Raw genomic sequence first — 16,363 nt, forward strand, 5'->3', positions numbered from 1 at the left:
TCAGGCCTTCTTCAGGAGGTCGCGAATTTCGGTCAGCAGCTCGACCTCGCGCGACGGCTTCGGGGCCGCCGCCGGCTCGGTCTCCTGCAGCCGCTTCAACTGGTTCATGATGCGAATGACAATGAACAGCACGAAGGCGATGATCAGGAAGTTCAGGGTGAGCGTGAGGAATTGCCCATAGGCCAGCACCGCGCCTTGCTTCTTCGCATCGGCCAGGTTGGTCGCGGTGACCTTTGCGGACAGCGGAATGAAGTAGTTCGAGAAATCGAGCCCGCCGGTGGCGGCGCCGATGAGCGGCATGATGACGTCGCCAACCAGCGAATTGACGATGGCGCCGAAGGCCGCGCCGATGATGACGCCGACCGCGAGGTCGACGACATTGCCCTTCATCGCAAACTCACGAAACTCCTTCAACATGCTCATCCCCCCTCGCTCTCGCGCCGGGCCCCGCAGCCCGGACTGCACTCAGTTGATCAGGCCGGCATGCACCATCGCTTCGCGCACCGCACGCCGCGTCGGCTCCGACACCGGCACCATCGGCAGTCGCAGCTTCTCCTCGAGCTTGCCGAGCAGCGACAGCGCATATTTGATCGGCGCGGGATTGGATTCGATGAAGAGGTTGGTGTGCAGCGGCATCAGCTTGTCGTGGATCTTCAGCGCCGTGGTGACGTCGCCCTTCTGCCAGGCGGTATGGAATTCCGAGCACAGCCGCGGCGCGACATTAGAGGTCACGGAAATGCAGCCATGGCCGCCATGCGCCATGTAGCCGATGATGGTCGCGTCCTCACCCGAGAGCTGGTTGAACTCCTCGCCGATCGCCGCGCGCTGCTGCGAGACCCGCACCATGCTGGCGGTGGCATCCTTGACGCCGGCGATGTTCTTCAGCTCGTAGAGCCGCTTCATGGTGTCGACCGACATGTCGATCACCGAGCGCGGCGGGATGTTGTAGATGATGATCGGAATGCCGATCGCATCATTGATGGCCTTGAAGTGCTGATACAGGCCTTCCTGGGTCGGCTTGTTGTAATAGGGCGTCACCACCAGCACCGCGTCGGCACCGGCCTGTTCCGCATGCTGGGCGAGTTCGACCGCCTCCTTGGTCGAGTTGGAGCCCGCGCCGGCGATCACCGGCACCCGCCCCTTCGCCTCGTCGATGCACCATTCGACCACCTGCTTGTGCTCGTCATGGCTCAGCGTGGGGCTCTCGCCGGTGGTTCCAACCGGCACCAGGCCGTGGGTGCCCTCCTCGATCTGCCAGCTCACCAGGCTGCGGAAGGCGGCCTCATCCACAGAGCCGTTCTTGAAGGGCGTCACCAGCGCGGTGAAAGAGCCCCGGAAATTCGTCTTGGCTGCCATGAAACTCCCTCCCCGATCCCAGTTGTGGCCTTCCCACGAAAACGCCCTTCATACCGGGTCCAAACACCCGACGAAAGTCCCACTGACCGGACACCTGCCCTGAGAACGGGCATCCCGCCCCCTAACGGTCGTGATTTCGCCGCGCTCCGGGCGCAGAGTGCAATTGTAAGCGGTACATTTAGTGTTTGTTCACCTTTTCGATAGACCAAAGACAGTACCGCCGATCTGACGTCGCGGCCGTGCGCGAGCCGCGGAGAAGGCCCGGGCACTGCCGCCCGGAGGGGTGCCCTGAGAACGTCAGGTCGAGACGGCAGGAGTGGGGTCGAAGTCATCCACCGCAAAGGAACGCCGTGCCCTATTTTGCCCGCGCAGCCGCATTGCGATCGACCGCCCTGGCGGCAAGCCTGAGCCTTCTGTTCGGCCTGGCCGCTTTCGACGGCGCCGCCGGGGCGAACGACAAGGTTCCCCCGTCCAACGTCCCGATGCCAAAGGTACGGCCGATCGCGCGCGGCGCAGGTCCTAACACCACTGCCAACATCACCGCCAAGACAAGCGCCAAGACAACCGCAACCGAAGGAACCAAGGCCAAGGCGCTGGCCAAGTCCGAGCCCAAAGCTGCGGCGGCGGCCAACAGCCATAAAACCGCAAAGGATGCGCCGCCTGCAGCGACCGCAAGCCTCCCGCCGGCGACGCGCCAGCACGCCGCCCTGCCCCCACCGCGCAAGCCGGTGACGCCGGCTGCCGTCGCGGCAACGTCGTCGACCTCACCGTCCGACAAGGACGCGCTCGAGAACGTGATCGAGCTGGTCCGCAAGCACAAGCCTGATGACGCCACCCAGGTCGAAGCCGCGATTTCCGATCCGGTGGCGCGCAAGCTTGCCGAATGGGTCATCCTGCGCAGCGACAACAACAACGCGACCGTCGAACGTTACCGCGCCTTTCTTGCGGCCAATCCGAGCTGGCCGTCGCAGACGTTCCTGCGGCGCCGGCTGGAGGCCGCGCTCTGGGACGACAAGCGCGAGGACGCGGCGGTCTGGTCCTGGTTCGAGACCGAATCGCCGATCTCGGCGAAGGGGCGTTTTGCGCTGGCGCGCGTGCTGCTCAACCGCGGCGACCGCGCCAATGCCGAGCGGCTGGTGCGCGAAGCCTGGCGCAACGACGCGATGTCGGAGGAGACCGAAAACAACGTGCTCGACCAGTTCGGCGCGCTGTTGTCCGGCGGCGATCACAAGGCGCGGATGGACACGCTGCTCTACGGCAGCGAGCACGAAGCGGCGTTGCGCGCCGCCAAGCGGCTCGGTCCGGGCTATGTGGCCTTGGCGAAAGCGCGAATCGCGTCCTACCGCAAGGCGCCGAACAGCCGCGCGTTGCTCGAGGAAGTGCCGCGCGAGTTGCACGGCGATACCGGCTATCTCTTCAGCAAGATCCAGCTCCTGCGCCGCGAAGAGAAGTTCGACGAGGCCGCTCAGCTGATGCTGAGCGCCCCCAAGGACCCCGGCCGGCTCTACAATCTCGACGAGTGGTGGATCGAGCGCCGGCTGTTGTCGCGCAAGATGATCGATGCCGGGCAATATCGCGAGGCCTACCTGATCGCGCGCGACGCGGCGCTGCCGACCCGCGACATCTACAAGACCGAGCAGGAGTTCACGGCCGGCTGGATCGCGCTGCGCTTCCTCAACGACCCCGCAACTGCCGCCCAGCATTTCGCGCGCATCGGCGCCGGCAGCGTCAACCCGACCACACTCGCCCGCGCCGGTTACTGGCAGGGCCGCGCGGCCGAAGCGATGGGCCACATGCAGGACGCCCGCACCGCCTACACCGCTGCCGCCGAGCAATCGACCAGCTATTACGGACAGCTGGCACGGGCCAAGCTCGGACTGCCGCAGCTTGCCCTCAATCCGGCCCCAAGCGGCCGCGGCCGTGGTGTCGAGCGGCTCGAGATCGTGCGCGCGGTTCAGCTGCTCTATGAGGTCGATGAAGGCGAGCTTGCGGTGCCGATCTTTGCCGACATGGGCGACAATGGCGATCCCGAGGCGCTCGTGGGCCTAGCCGAGACCGCAGCGCGCCAAGGCGATGCCCGCGCCATGCTGCTGGTCGGCAAGGCCGCGCTCAACCGCGGCCTGCCGTTCGACCACTATGCCTATCCCGTCAACGGCATCCCGGCGTTCCGCGCGATCGGCCCCGAGGTCGAGCAGAGCGTGATCTTTTCGATCGCGCGCCAGGAGAGCGCGTTCAATCCGGCCGTGGTGTCCCCGGCACAGGCCTACGGTTTGATGCAGGTGACCCCCGACGCCGCGCGCTACGTCTGCAAACGCGCCGGCGTCGGCTTCGACCTCAACCGGATGAAGACCGATTCGGTCTACAATGCTCAGCTGGGCGCGGCCGAGCTCGGCGGCCTGCTGGAGGATTATCGCGGCTCCTACATCATGACGTTTGCGGCCTACAATGCCGGTCGCGGCAGCCTGAAGAAGTGGGTCGATCGGTACGGCGATCCACGCGATCCCAAGGTCGACGCAGTCGACTGGGTCGAACTGATCCCCTTCTCGGAGACCCGCAACTACGTGCAGCGGGTGATGGAGAACCTGCAGGTCTATCGCGCCCGCTTCGGCGGCGGCTCACGGCTGCAGATCGAAGCCGACCTGCATCGCGGCGCTGTTGTGGAATAGCGAACAGCGAACAGCGAACAGCGAACAGCGAACAGCGAACAGCGAACAGGAAGACAGAAGATCTCGGTCTTCTGTCAACCTATTCGCCACTCGCTGCTCGCTATTCGCTACTCTTAATCGCCTGCTAGAAGTTGCGCTGGGCCCGGACCAGAAGCGAGACCGAGTCCTGGTCCTTGAGCTGGTAGACCGTCGCCGGCTTGGCGATGGCGGCAGCGGCCGGAGCGGTCGCGTTCCCCGTGAATTTCTGATCCAAGCGGGTCCAGGCCACGTCGGCCGAGAAGGTCAGGTTCTTGACCGGCGTCCAGCGCGTGATCAAACCAAGGGTCGAGATGTTGAAGTCCGGATTGCAGTTCGCCGGGGTGATGCCAAGCTCGACGAACCCGGCACCGGCGCAGATCAACCCCTTGGCCGTGGCGTTGTATCTCACGGCACTCCAGGAGCCGTAGACCGCGGTGTTCCAGAACGGATCCCAATTGTGGGTGAAGGCGCCCCGGAAGCCGTAGGTCGTCGTCAGCTGCTGCTGGGTTCCGTTGGCGAACACGGCGTCAGACACGCCGGCAAAGCCGAGGCTCTGGAAAGTGCCAGCCACATTGCTGTTGCCGTACATCGCGTAGTTGATCGGCGCGAGGCTCTGGAAGTTGTAGCGGCTGGCACCGTTGGTATAGACGCCCTGGACGTTCAGGGTATCGCCGGGGCCGGTCGGAATGTTCTTGATCGACAGCGCGAGTTGCCCGGCGAAGCCCCATTTGTCGCCGGGATGGCCCGTGGTCTGGTTCACACCGTAATAGGCGGCGTGGTTGTCATGCGCGGCCACGGAGGCCTGCACCAAGCCCCAGGCCTGGTCCAAACGAACCATGCCGACGATGTCGGGAGCGGTGGTGCCGCCGAAGGCGTTGCCGCCATAGGCGCCGGTGATCACGCCGGCGGGCGTCTGCAGCGACGTGTTCCAGAGGTTCGACTGAGTGTAGAGCGACGGATCCTGCGCCGAGATCGAAGCCGTGATGCCCTGGCCGAAGTCCGCAGTATAGGTCAGCTGATTGACACCGGTGACCGTGCCACCGCCGCCGGTCAGACCGTCGAAGTTGTTGCCGGGATAGTTGGTCCAGGGCGCGTCGAACTGCGACACGGCCTTACCCATCGTGAAGCCGGCGAACTGGATGAAGGCGTAGAAGACGCCGAGCGTGCCGCCGGCGATGCCGTCGGTGGAAAGACCGTTCACTGTGGTCAGGCCGGCAGTGTTGGCCGCACCGGTGTTGTAGAACGTCGAGCCGTTGCCCGCCCCGGCATAGGTGCCGGTGGTCCATTGAAAGACACCTTCGAAGTAGGTACGGACCACGCCATATTCGGTCGCGGTACGGGTGTCGATATTCAGGTCCGTGCGGGCGCGGCTCGTGTAGTAGTTGCTGAGACGATTATTCGCGCCGGCAACGCCGTTGGTCGCGTTCTGAAACATCGCATTGGTGGCGAATGCGGTTTCGACGCGCAAATAGCCACCAAGCTTGATGCAAGTGTCGGTTCCCGGAATGTAGAAGAACCCCGCACCGTACAACGAGCAGACTTTCACATACTCGACCGGCTTGGCCTTGATCGGCAGATCGGCTGCCTGAGCCAAGCTAACTGCGAGCATAGCTGCCCCTGAGCCTAAGATTAGGCCCTTCACCCTTTTCATTGTTAACCTCCAAGTCGCTCTTAGTCAGAATGCGGAGTATCTCCGCCCGGCCATGCCCGACCGGTCGTCCAGAGCCGTACAGTGAAGGCAGTTATGGTTTCAGTTGGAACGATCGCGCGGCCATTTTGGTGTTTTCTCCGACCATTATCGTGACACCGCGAAATGGCGCCGGGAGCGATCGTGTCGTGCAAGGTCAAGATCTCGCCCGAGCATGGACGCCGATATGGCCGGAACATTCGTGGTGTCCTTGCCGCACCAAAGCGCGGCCAACACAGGCGCGCAGTCTCACGGGCTCAAAACAGAGCGGGACTATCAGGTTCCCGAATCGTCGACGGCCCGATGGCGAGGCAGGTTTTGTCGACACACGAGCTGCTCGCCTCCGGCGCGCTCGATACCGTGTCCCTCGAAACAGCTTTGAGCGGATAAGGAGTTCCCTTCAGACTGGGCGACTTTTTCTCGCCCCAAGTTCGGCAAAAACCGACGTGGCGAAAGCGCGTTGAGATCGCGGCTTTGTCTTGCGGTGTGGCTGGAAAAACTCAGGCGAGTGCGGCGCAACAAAAACCCCCGGCGGTTTCCCGCCGGGGGTCTGTCGATCCGTGATCAGATGATCGGGATCAGAAGTTGCGCTGAGCGCGGAGGAGCAAGCTGACCGTGTTCTGGTCCTTCAGCTCGTAAACCGTGCCCGGCTTCAGCAGGGTCGCGGACGCAGGCAGCGTCACCGTGCCCGAGTACTTCTGGTCGAGGTTGGCGTAGGTGAGATCCGCCGAGAACGTCAGGTTCTTGACCGGAGTCCAGCGGGTGATGATGCCAACCTGGGCGAGGTTGAAGTCCGGGTTGCAGTTGGTGATGCCGGCAGTCGCCGCACCCAGGGCAGCGATCGCGCCGCAGACCAGAGTCGCACCGCCATTGCCGTACTTGACCTGACCGTAAGCACCGTAAATCGCGGTGTTCCAGTAGGCATCCCAGTTGTGGGTGTAGGCGCCGCGGAAGCCCCAGGTCTGAACCGTGGAGATGTTGGTTCCGTTGGCGAACACGCCGTCGGAAGCAACGCCGATGCCGAGGCTCTGGTAAGCGCCGGGCAGACCGGTACCGCCGAACATGGCGTAGTTCTGCACCGCCAGGCTCTGGAAGTTATACCGGGTTGCACCGTCGGTGTAGACACCCTGGATGTTGATGGTGTCGCCGGGGCCAGTCGGGATGTTCTTGATCGACAAGGCCAACTGAGCAGCCCAGCCCCACTTGTCAGCCGGATGGCCAGCCGTCTCGTTCGGCGCGGGCACCGTGTAGTACGCGGCATGGTTGTCATGCGCCGCGAACGACGCCTGGAACAGACCCCAAGCCTGGTCAACACGAACCATCGCCTGGATGTCCGGCGAGCGCGTGCCGCCGAAGGAGTTGAGGCCGTAGCCAGCGCCTTCGAGGCCAGCGGCCGAAATGCCGCTCACGTTATACAGGTTGCTCTGGTAGTAAGCGGTCGGGTCAACAGCCGAGATCGAGGCCGAGATGCCCTGGCCGAAGTCAGCGGTGTAGGTGAACTGGTTCACACCAGTGACCGTGCCGCCGCCGCCGACGAGACCGTCGTAGTTGTTGCCCGGATAGTTCTGCCAGGGCGTGTCGAACTGCGACACGGCCTTACCCATCGTGAAGCCGGCGAACTGGATGAAGGCGTAGTACACGCCGAGCGTACCGCCGGCGATCGCGCCCGCGTTGGCGTTGTTCGGCGCAGACGCACCGCCAACACCCGTGCCGCCGCCGATCTGCGAGTAGACCGTCGAACCGTTGCCGTTCGCGTTGCCCGAGTAGGTGTCGGTGGTCCAGCTGAAGGTCGCATCGAAGAACGTGCGGACCACGCCGTATTCGGTCGCGGTGCGCGTGTCGATGTTGAGGTCTTCGCGGGAGCGGGTGTAGTAGTAGTTGCTCAGGCGGTTGTTCGCGCCCTGAGTGCCGGCGAAGTTGCTGTTGTACAGACCGGTGGCGTTCAGCGACGTTTCAACGCGCAGATAGCCGCCGAGCTTGATGCAGGTGTCGGTGCCGGGGATGTAGTAGAAGCCCGCACCATACAGGGAGCAAACCTTCACATACTCGACCGCTTTGGCCTTGATTGGAAGGTCGGCTGCCTGAGCCCCACCCATGGCGACCAGGGCCGCCGCTGAGCCGAGGATAAGGCTCTTAACCGTCTTCATGTTAACCTCCAAGTTGCTCTCTAGAGAAAGACCTGGACCAAGATCCCCCAGGACGACCCGGTCTTTCCCATCCCGAAAAACCGCTTCAGCCGCTTCGCGCCATCGGACACACCCGCATCAACGCGAGGGACTTCAGCGAAACCTCTGTCACGGGACGATCGAGTAACCCCCCACCGTCACGGGGAACTATGCCTTCGCTCATTCGGTAATCAAAATAGTTTATTGGGTCAGGCAATTGAATGAACGAACGATGTGTCCTGCCAGCAACACCGAAATGGGTGATGCTGCGGCGCATGACCGATCAATGACGCTCCGCTAGATAGCTGATTTCGCGAGGGATTTTTCTCGGACCACGTCAGCGCGTGAAATCGACACCTCGCGCGCCAGCGCACACGCATCAACGTCCGGAGGCGCACCGTCCGAGCGGTCTCAGCCGCCCTCCCGGCCAGTATCTTCCCGGAAGAATCAGGGCGCAGTTCGCAGACTCACGTAGGAGATCGCGCCGATGAGCGTGCACCCGGCAGAGCTACGCTGCGTCTGGGCCAAGGTCTGGGCCAAGGCTGCCGGTATCAGGCTCTCGGCGTCGGGCTTTCGATATCCGCGGATGGGACCGAAATGGATGATTCTGATGGCGATCGCCGCCCTCGACCAGGGGACGGCGGCCCTCCCCGACCGAATCCGACGTAACATTATCCTCCGAGACAGCTCTTTCGCCGCGCACGGACGGCCGATGCCTGATTTGCATTCGCGTAGGATGTCGGCGCGAGGCAGCCCGCCAAAAAGGCGCGAGAAGATGCGTCCCCCGAATCGCTTCGCTCCTGGCGGTCCCAGCCCCCAAGGCAAGCCGAGTGCGGGCTCGAACTTGAAGTTGAGAGCCGTCTGCCCGTGCACGCCTCAGCGCAACGTCGAAAATTCGAAGCCGCGCCAGAATCCGGATTTGCAGGTGCTCTTTGCACGGGGCGGTAGCGCCTCGGCACAAGTGCAAGCGCATCAAAAAACCCCCGGCAGTCGCCTGCCGGGGGTTGGTGGATCGGATCCAAGAATCAGGATCAGAAGTTGCGCTGAGCGCGCAGCAGCAGAGAGACCGTGTTCTGGTCCTTGAGCTCGTAGAAGGCAGCCGGCTTGAGGGTCGACGCTATGGCTGGCGCCGCAGCCAGACCAGAGAACTTCTGGTCGATATTGGTCCAGGTCACTTCACCCGAGAAGGTCAGGTTCTTGACCGGGGTCCAACGCGTGATCAGGCCCAAGCTCGAGATGTTGAAGTCCGGATTGCAGTTGGCCAGTGCAATGCCAAGCCCGGTGACGCCGGGGCTGGCGCAGATCAGGCCCTTGGCCGTGTTGCTGTAGCGGACCGCCGCCCACGAACCGTAGATCGCCGTGTTCCAATACGGATTCCAGTTGTGGGTGTAGGCGCCACGCATGCCATAGCTGGTGGTCAGCTCAAGGCCGGTGCCACCCCCTGCACTGCTGTAGACCGCATCAGACGGACCAGCGAACGCGATGCTCTGATAGGCCAGCGGATTGCTGGTGCCGCCGTAGAGGAACATCGAGGTCGGAGCCAGGCTCTGATCGTTGTAGCGCGTCGCACCGTTGGTGTAGACGCCCTGAACGTTGATGGTGTCGCCAGCTCCGGTCGGGATGTTCTTGATCGACAGAGCCAGTTGACCAGCCCAGCCCCATTTGTCGCCGGGATGACCGGTGGTCTCGTTCGCACCGTAATAGGCAGCGTGGTTGTCATGCGCCGCGAACGACGCCTGGAACAGGCCCCAGGCCTGATCGACACGGACCATTGCGACGAGATCGGGCGAGCGGGTGCCGCCGAAAGCACCGCCGCCGTAGGCGCCGCCGAGCACACCGCTGGTGGACGACAAAGCCGTGTTCCAGATATTGGTCTGGAAATAAGCGGTCGGATCCTGCGCCGAGAATGACGCCGTGATGCCCTGGCCGAAATCGGCGGTATAGCTGAACTGGTTCACACCGGTGTCCGAACCGCTGCCGCCCCACAGGCCATCGAAGTTGTTGCCCGGATAGTTGCTCCAAGGCGCGTCGAACTGCGAGGTGGCCTTGCCCATGGTGAAGCCAGCGAACTGGATGAAGGCATAGTACACGCCGAGCGTACCGCCTGCGATTGCGCCCGCATTGGCATTGTTCGGCGCGGAAGCGCCGGCCACACCGGTGCCGCCACCGATTTGGGAATAGACCGTCGAGCCGTTGCCGTTCGCATTGCCCGTGTAGTTATCGGTGGTCCAGGTGAAGACCCCCTCGAAATAGGTGCGGACCACGCCGTACTCGGTCGCCGTCCGCGTATCGACGTTCAATTTTTCGCGGGAACGGGTGAAGTAGTAGTTGCTGAGGCGATTCTTGGCGGCGGAGACGCTGGTCACGGCGCTGTTGTACTCGCCACCGCTGTTGAACGAGGTCTCAACGCGCAGATAGCCGCCGAGCTTGATGCAGGTATCGGTGCCGGGGATGTAGTAGAAACCGGCGCCGTAGAGCGAGCACACTTTCACATATTCGACCGCCTTGGCCTTGATCGGAAGGTCAGCGGCCTGCGCCCCGGCGGTCGCGGCAAGCAAAGCGGCTGCCGAGCCCATCACGAGGCTCTTCATCACGTCCATAGTCCAATCTCCAACCAATTTTCGGCCAGGGATTCCGCAGAGAGTTGAGTCCCTCGGAATCGTACCCTGATCCCCCATCAACCCGGCGCTCAGCCGCTGGCGCCATTTCGCCCTACCCGCCGCAGCCACACGACGAGGCTTCAGCGAAGCCTCCGTCACGGGATGATCGAGTAGTCTCCCCACCGTCGCCACGACTATGCCTTCGCAGACGCAGAATTAAAATCATTTACTAGGTCAGATAATTGAATGAGGCGACAGTGTGTCTCGACAGCCACATTGGCGGTGCGATGCTGCGGTGCATGGCTGACCAACGGCGTGCTCCTAGATAAGTGATTTCGTTATGGATTTTTTTTAATTAGGCTAGCGGGTGAAATCGGAACATCGCGAGCTATGGCGCTCATCAGCAAATCCAAAGACGACCCGTCAGAACAGGCTGAGCCGTCCCAACGGCCGGTATTTTCCCGCAAGAATCAGGATGCGGTTCGCAGACTCACCTGGGAAATCGCATCCATCAGCGTCCATCTGGAAGAGCTAAGGTACTTCTGGGCCAAGGCCCTCGGTATCAGCGGACCGCAATGGATGATCCTGATGGCGATCTCCGACCTGGACAAGGGCGACGGTATTCCCGTCAATGCGGTCGCCAAGATGCTGCACGTCGACTCCTCTTTCGTCACGACGCAATCGAAGCTTCTCGAGAAGAAGGGCTTCATGCGCCGCAAGCCGGCGCCGGAAGATGCGCGCGTGGTGCGGATGTCGCTCACCGACAAGACCTACAAGCAGCTCGCCACCCTTGCCGCGCAGCAGGACGACATCCACGACTTCATCTTCGAGGAATTCGAGGAGCAGGAGCTCGTCGCCTTCACCGACAAGCTCGCGGCCCTGAAGGGCCGAATCGAGAAAGCCTGCATGAAGGTCGCGCTCGGCATCTAGCGGTCAGAGGCCGATCTAGTGGCAGAAGCCAACACTTGCATCGCAAGGTTGGCCTCTGCGGTGTCTCGGCGTTGCCAGACGGGTGATCAGCTGCGCAGCCCGGTGCTGCTGCCGAGGCGCATCGCGATCCAGTCGAAGATGAACTCGTTGGCAGCCGCGGACGCGTCGGCCGAGCTTTGCTCACCGGACAAGATCTTCAACGTGATGTCCGGGTGCTCGCGCTTCATCTGCGCTACCAGCTTGGTGGCTTGCTTTGGACACAGCCAGCCTTGCTCGTGCATCGCGATCAGGACCGGGCACATGATGTGGCGGGCCACCCTGCTCGTCCCAATGGTCGACACCAGGCCGCCATGACCAGACGCCGATCGGCGGGCCAGGAAGGCGCGCTCATGCACATCCCACAGGCCTGCATCGCAGACCGCCGCCGCATAGCGCTGATCCAAGGCGATGCCGCGGGCCACGAATGAGGATCCCCAGTCCTCGGCGAGAATAGCGATTCGGGTCTCGTCGACGTCCTCGCGCTCAGAGACGTAGTCCATCACGCTCGCGACCGCCGATTCGAGATCGCGGCTGCCGACGATGTCGTCGAACCGACTTGCCGTTTCAACCCCGAGCAGATCGACCACCAGCAGCGACAGACCGCGCGCGATGGCGTGTCCGGCGAGCTTCAACAAGGCGGCTTCCTTGCGCCGCCCCGGTTCGACAAAACAGATCACCGTCGCTGCTTTGCCGGCCTCACCGCGCGCCGGCAGGAAATAGCCCTGCAGCGGATAGTCGGCGCGCCAGGGGATGGTCACCACGGCGCCCTTCGGATCGGCGCAGCGCAGAAAGGCACTGCTGCAGGCGCGCATGCGCGCGAGCACCGTCTGTTGCCGGCTGTCCGAGCTCGTGAACGGAAAGAGCGCGGCCTCATAGTAATTGATCGCACGCAGCCAGTAATTCTGGGCGGAGTCCAAGCCGCAGCTGGCCGATGTTTCCGCCACGAAGCGGGCATGATCGCCGAGCCTGGTCCATTCCCGACACCAGGAATCCTCGTCGTCGACGTCGATCCGGCGCGCCGTCGCCAGACATTCGGCGATATCCGAACCCCCGTCCGGCAAGCTGCCCAACAGCCGATTGAGCTCGTCGGAAAGATCTTCCCTTCCCGGCCAAGGGCTTGACGTCTGGTTCAGAAAGTTTTCCGACCGCATTGGCAAGATCACTTTCACGTTAGGCGGTTCCCCACAATGAACTTATATTTGTCCATAGAGTGGCTGAGCGGGTAAATCGTCGTCAAGAGAACCGGATACGACCGGCCGGGCTTTTTTGGTACGCTATCAGACCGACTGCCCTACACGCGTAACAGAATACCTCACACAATCTGCGCGCGAGACCGCAATACACGATACACAACATAAGATACGGGTCGCCGATCCAACCAAGCGCGCGGCGACGTCACGCTTTTTCTGTCCCCAATCTCCAGGGATTCGCCCAACGGGCCGATTCGGAAGACTCTCTGCTTCCCTCGACAAGTGTTCCGGCTCCAAAAGCCGAGAAACCTCCAGCGGGGCATCGCTGGAGGTTTCGGAGGTTTAACACTAAAAAGGGTGTGTCTCCTTTGCAGGCCACTCTTCGATGAGCGGCGACACGCTTATTAATTAGCTTAGTAGCTCATCTATTTTCAATATCTATTTTGAGAAATGAGCGGCCTGTCGACAGCCGAAAGCTCTTTGAGACAATTTGGCCACACCACATCGCGCAAAGCTGCGGATTCCCGTTCGGATTCCGCAATTCCGGCAGGCAGGATGATGAAGTGGATCCGCCCCACTGGCCGGCAATTGACGCGGCCCGGGCTCTTCGATCAGGCTTTGCGCGATCGCGATCGCCGTCAGAGAGAGTGCTGGTGATCCGGCATGCCGCTGAATGGCCGGAAACGGTCCCTGACCACCTGATGACACTCGCAGCCGGAGCGCCGTAATCCATCCAGATCCAGGATGCGAAGCGCGCCGCGCGTCCGCGCCACAATGCCCTGCGCTTCGAGCTGAGCCAACGCCACGGACACACCGGGCCGGCGGACGCCCAAAGCGTCGGCGAGCAGACCATGCGTGACCGGCAGCACATCGCTCTCAATCATGTCATGGGCGAGCAGAAGCCAACGCGCGAGCCGCTCCGACAGCTCGTGCTTGGCGTTGCACATCGCAATCTGCGCCTTGAGGGCCATCAGCACCTGGACGTATTTGAGCAGATGCTCCTTGATGGAGGGACGCTCCACCATCAGCCCGCGCAGCGTCTCCGCCTCGATCCCGAGCGCCTGCCCGGGAACGAGCACCACCGTGCGCTGAATTGCGATCATCGTGCCGAGCACGACCGAGACCCCGATGAACCCGCAACGGCCGACATTCGCGACTTCGACCGCGCCGTCCTTCGGGCTGCGGACGACGCGCGAGATCAAGCCACTCTCGACAAAATAAACCGCGTCCGGGCAGCGAAATGCATCATGCAGAATGTCGTTTCGCCGCAAGGAGACGCGGCGCAGATGAGGACGGAGCAGCGCGAAATCTGCCTCTGGAAGCGTGGCGAGAATCAAATTCCGAACGATGTACGCTGATTGCGATCCCGAAAGGGATGGCGTCGCCGGAACTAACTCGAACATCGTCCTCCCACATCCGTTGCTTGCAAGCGCCCCCATCAACGCTTTGTCGTGCTCTCCATCCTGCAGCGCATTGCGGATGAAATAAAGACCAAAACTCGTTTCATGCCAACACATTGCTCGGCGCAGCTCAAGATCTTTGGCGCTCGTTTGCGTCGGCTGCGACGATGCTCAAGCTTGCGGCACCGAATGGGCCATTGATGCCCTTGGCACGCCCTTATGCCGACCCGGTCCCGCCCGATTCCGCACCAACCCGCCCGATTCCGCACCAAAAAAGCCCCCGGCAGTCACCTGCCGGGGGCTCCCGAATTGCGAGGATCGAAAGGTCGGGATCAGAAGTTACGCTGAGCGCGCAGCAGCAAGCTCACCGTGTCCTGGTCCTTCAGCTCGTAGGCAGCGGCCGGCTTGGCAACCGCATTGACCGCCGGAGCTGCGATCACGCCCGAGTACTTCTGATCGAGATGGCTGTAGGTCACGTCCGCCGAGAAGGTCAGGTTCTTGACCGGGGTCCAGCGCGTGATCAAACCGACCTGCCCGATGTTGAAGTCGGGGTTGCAGCCCGCACCGGTGATGCCGAGAGCAACAAAGCCCGGGCTCGTGCAGATCAGACCCTTGGCAGTATTGTCATAACGAACAGCCGCCCAGGCACCGTACAGCGCCGTGTTCCAGTACGGATCCCAGTTGTGCGTGAACGCACCGCGGAAACCGTAGGTGGTGGTCAGCTCCACGCCCGTGCCGACACCGAACACGCCGTCCGACACGCCCGCAATGCCGAGGCTCTGATAGGCATTGCCGCTGCTGCCGTACATCGCGTACGAGGTCTGAGCCAAGCTCTGGAAGTTGTAGCGGCTAGCACCGTTGGTGTAGACGCCCTGGACGTTAATGGTGTCGCCAGGTCCGGTCGGGATGTTCTTGATCGACAGAGCCAGCTGACCAGCCCAACCCCACTTGTCGCCCGGATGACCGGAGGTCTCGCTCACACCGTAGTAGGCGGTGTGGTTGTCATGCGCCGCGAACGACGCCTGGAACAGACCCCAGGCCTGGTCGACGCGGACCATGCCGATGATGTCCGGGGCCACCGTGCCACCGAAGGCGTTGCCGCCGTAGGAGCCGGTCAGCACGCCGCCGGCCGTCGAGAGCGAGGTGTTCCAGAGGTTGGTGGTCTGGTACAGCGCCTGGTCCTGCACCGAGATCGCCGCCGTGATGCCCTGGCCGAAATCAGCGGTGTAGGTGAACTGGTTCACGCCGGTGACAGTGCCGCCGCCGCCGACCAGCTGGTCGAAGTTGTTGCCGGGATAGTTGGTCCAGGGCGCGTCGAACTGCGACACGGCCTTACCCATCGTGAAGCCGGCGAACTGGATGAAGGCGTAGTAGACACCGAGCGAGCCGCCGGCGATGCCGTCATTGCTCAGACCGTTGACCGAGGTCAGGTTGGCCGTGTTGGCCGCACCGGTCGAGTAGAAGGTCGAACCGTTGCCCGAGCCACCATAGGTGCCCGAGGTCCAGGTGAAGACCACGTCGGCGTAGGTACGGACCACGCCGTATTCGGTCGCGGTGCGCGTGTCGACGTTGAAGTCTTCACGCGAACGGGCCTGATAGTAGTTGGTCAGGCGGTTGTTGGCGCCGGGCGAACCGGCATAGGCAGCGTTGTAGTCGCCGTTGGTGTGGGCGAGAGCGTCCACACGCAGATAGCCGCCCAGCTTGATGCAGGTGTCGGTGCCGGGAATGTAGTAGAAACCAGCGCCGTAGAGCGAGCAGACCTTCACATACTCGACCGCCTTGGCCTTGATCGGAAGGTCGGCCGCCTGCGCCCCGGTGGCTGCGGCAAGCAAAGCAGCTGCCGAGCCCAGGACAAGGCTCTTCATCACGTTCATATGTTAAACCTCCAAGTTGCTCAGTCAGGGAAGGTTCCGCCTCCGCTGGGTGTGAACACCCTTGGAATCTCGTACCCTGGTCCCCTTCGACCCGTCGCTCAGCCGCATCGCGCACTCGGAAACCCGCGTGACCGCGAGCACTTGAGCGAACGACTAAAACGGGACGACGCAGGGATGCCCCCCTCCGTCGCAAGGTCAGAATTACCGAAGCACATTGCACACGCAACAAAGGAACCGCCACAGTGAAGGCAAAGCGGCCGGTTTCTGGAGGGGTGTTGCATAAATAGCACTCGCCCATCACAGTCGGAACGTTTCACAAGCTATTGTTTTCGCTTGATTTTACCCTGCAGCGCCGATCCATCCGGAACGCGCTCGCGCCGAACGCACCAAAGGCACCGTTCGCCTCAGCCCTCAATCGAGATTATTCCGGCCGCTCCC

Annotated in this window: 10 protein-coding genes; 2 read left to right on the forward strand and 8 right to left on the reverse strand. The window is 62.5% G+C overall.

Annotated features, from left to right (window positions below):
• A complete protein-coding gene (mscL, locus tag BRAS3843_RS22625) occupies window positions 1–417 on the reverse strand; it encodes a large conductance mechanosensitive channel protein MscL (RefSeq protein WP_008971384.1) in 417 nt (138 codons plus the stop codon).
• A gap of 48 nt (window positions 418–465) precedes the next feature.
• Window positions 466–1,356 (reverse strand): 4-hydroxy-tetrahydrodipicolinate synthase, encoded by an 891-nt coding sequence (gene dapA, locus BRAS3843_RS22630; protein WP_008971385.1) that lies wholly within the window; start codon window positions 1,354–1,356, stop codon window positions 466–468.
• Window positions 1,357–1,706: 350 nt separating this feature from the next.
• Between dapA and BRAS3843_RS22635 the strand changes: the two genes are divergently transcribed.
• Window positions 1,707–4,022 carry a lytic transglycosylase domain-containing protein gene (locus tag BRAS3843_RS22635; protein ID WP_008971386.1) on the forward strand — a complete coding sequence of 772 codons (2,316 nt, stop codon included), beginning with the start codon at window positions 1,707–1,709 and terminating at the stop codon, window positions 4,020–4,022.
• Between the two features lie 124 nt (window positions 4,023–4,146).
• On the opposite strand, the gene BRAS3843_RS22640 is transcribed toward BRAS3843_RS22635, so the two are convergent.
• From BRAS3843_RS22640 to BRAS3843_RS22655, 3 genes are all read right to left on the reverse strand, one after another.
• Complete coding sequence (locus BRAS3843_RS22640) at window positions 4,147–5,691, reverse strand: porin (RefSeq protein WP_035982488.1); 1,545 nt, start codon at window positions 5,689–5,691, stop codon at window positions 4,147–4,149.
• 614 nt (window positions 5,692–6,305) lie between these two features.
• Window positions 6,306–7,874 carry a porin gene (locus tag BRAS3843_RS22645; RefSeq protein ID WP_008971389.1) on the reverse strand — a complete coding sequence of 523 codons (1,569 nt, stop codon included), beginning with the start codon at window positions 7,872–7,874 and terminating at the stop codon, window positions 6,306–6,308.
• A gap of 1,049 nt (window positions 7,875–8,923) precedes the next feature.
• Window positions 8,924–10,492, reverse strand: coding sequence for a porin (locus BRAS3843_RS22655; protein WP_008971392.1), 1,569 nt, complete (start codon window positions 10,490–10,492; stop codon window positions 8,924–8,926).
• A 390-nt stretch (window positions 10,493–10,882) separates the two neighbouring features.
• Between BRAS3843_RS22655 and BRAS3843_RS22660 the strand changes: the two genes are divergently transcribed.
• Complete coding sequence (locus BRAS3843_RS22660; RefSeq protein ID WP_008971393.1) at window positions 10,883–11,422, forward strand: MarR family transcriptional regulator; 540 nt, start codon at window positions 10,883–10,885, stop codon at window positions 11,420–11,422.
• Window positions 11,423–11,508: 86 nt separating this feature from the next.
• Here BRAS3843_RS22660 and BRAS3843_RS22665 read toward each other — a convergent pair whose 3' ends face one another.
• The 3 genes from BRAS3843_RS22665 to BRAS3843_RS22675 all read right to left on the reverse strand — a co-directional run bounded on the left by BRAS3843_RS22665 (window position 11,509) and on the right by BRAS3843_RS22675 (window position 15,925).
• Complete coding sequence (locus tag BRAS3843_RS22665; RefSeq protein WP_008971394.1) at window positions 11,509–12,612, reverse strand: hypothetical protein; 1,104 nt, start codon at window positions 12,610–12,612, stop codon at window positions 11,509–11,511.
• A gap of 677 nt (window positions 12,613–13,289) precedes the next feature.
• A complete protein-coding gene (locus BRAS3843_RS41645; RefSeq protein ID WP_175361149.1) occupies window positions 13,290–13,853 on the reverse strand; it encodes a Crp/Fnr family transcriptional regulator in 564 nt (187 codons plus the stop codon).
• A 530-nt stretch (window positions 13,854–14,383) separates the two neighbouring features.
• Window positions 14,384–15,925, reverse strand: coding sequence for a porin (locus BRAS3843_RS22675; RefSeq protein WP_008971396.1), 1,542 nt, complete (start codon window positions 15,923–15,925; stop codon window positions 14,384–14,386).
• Window positions 15,926–16,363 lie beyond the last annotated feature (438 nt).

The sequence above is a fragment of the Bradyrhizobium sp. STM 3843 genome, assembly GCF_000239815.1.
Taxonomy (GTDB): domain Bacteria; phylum Pseudomonadota; class Alphaproteobacteria; order Rhizobiales; family Xanthobacteraceae; genus Bradyrhizobium.

Bases quoted from the DNA above. Each gene is read 5' to 3' on its own strand.
- mscL (WP_008971384.1), bottom strand. From the start codon at position 417: ATGTTGAAGGAGTTTCGTGAGTTTGCGATGAAGGGCAATGTCGTCGAC.
- dapA (WP_008971385.1), bottom strand. From the start codon at position 1,356: ATGGCAGCCAAGACGAATTTCCGGGGCTCTTTCACCGCGCTGGTGACG.
- BRAS3843_RS22640 (WP_035982488.1), bottom strand. From the start codon at position 5,691: ATGAAAAGGGTGAAGGGCCTAATCTTAGGCTCAGGGGCAGCTATGCTC.
- BRAS3843_RS22645 (WP_008971389.1), bottom strand. From the start codon at position 7,874: ATGAAGACGGTTAAGAGCCTTATCCTCGGCTCAGCGGCGGCCCTGGTC.
- BRAS3843_RS22655 (WP_008971392.1), bottom strand. From the start codon at position 10,492: ATGGACGTGATGAAGAGCCTCGTGATGGGCTCGGCAGCCGCTTTGCTT.
- BRAS3843_RS22660 (WP_008971393.1), top strand. From the start codon at position 10,883: ATGGCGCTCATCAGCAAATCCAAAGACGACCCGTCAGAACAGGCTGAG.
- BRAS3843_RS22665 (WP_008971394.1), bottom strand. From the start codon at position 12,612: ATGCGGTCGGAAAACTTTCTGAACCAGACGTCAAGCCCTTGGCCGGGA.
- BRAS3843_RS22675 (WP_008971396.1), bottom strand. From the start codon at position 15,925: ATGAACGTGATGAAGAGCCTTGTCCTGGGCTCGGCAGCTGCTTTGCTT.